1 protein-coding gene is annotated in these 733 nt (G+C 40.4%); it reads left to right on the top strand.

Annotated elements, in window-relative coordinates:
* Positions 1 to 505: 505 nt before the first annotated feature.
* On the top strand, positions 506 to 733 hold a 228-nt coding region (locus ACP3VS_RS24215; RefSeq protein ID WP_426390290.1), incomplete at its 3' end, for a MerR family DNA-binding transcriptional regulator.

Below are 733 nucleotides of genomic sequence, written 5' to 3'. Positions count from 1 at the left end.
AACGGTAACAAATTCTTTATAAATTGTTACAAATTAAATAATGTTTGTAATGTTATATAGAAAGCCGTGCGTGTCGGTAAACGGCACGTAGCGAGGGTTAACTGCGGGCAATCCGTAAAGCTGGATGAACCACAACGTGGCATGAAAATGCGAGCGTGACGGTTACGAAAGTAAAAAAAATCATCTGGATGGCATAAGGTTAAATCCTAAGTGCTATGGAACAATCGGTCTTCCGCATCGACTCCCCTTTAAACTGGGGAACGTTCAACGACTATCCCGTATAGCTGACGGGAGTACATCACAAGCTTATGGTGGTGGAAAAATCCTCTACCCAAGGAATTGGGTAAACATATAGTCTGCGCTCATGTGAAAGCATGAGAAGTTCATAAGAGAACTGCTGTCAAAGTTGCGTTTGATAGTGAACGGTTAAAACTTTATAAAACTTTATAAAATAGTCGTAATATACTAAGGTATTTGTGTGATGATTACTTTAGAGGTGATTGTAATGCAAAGATATTCGATAAGAAAATTCGCTGACCTTATTGATGTCAATCCTCAGACTTTGCGTAACTGGGATAAAGAAGGCAAGTTGAAACCCGCCTACGTGAACCCAGATACAGGCTATAGGTATTATTCAGAAGAACAATTACAAGAGCAACTCGGGAAGATAGCCGAGGAAAAGATTGTGGTTGGTTATTGCCGTGTCAGCTCCAAGAAGCAGCAAGCAGATTTG

The organism is Lysinibacillus sp. VIII_CA (assembly GCF_049943995.1).
In the GTDB taxonomy this organism is placed as follows: domain Bacteria; phylum Bacillota; class Bacilli; order Bacillales_A; family Planococcaceae; genus Lysinibacillus; species Lysinibacillus pinottii.
Note: the sequence above shows the minus strand (reverse complement) of the source record. Positions and strands in the feature narration are given on the sequence as shown.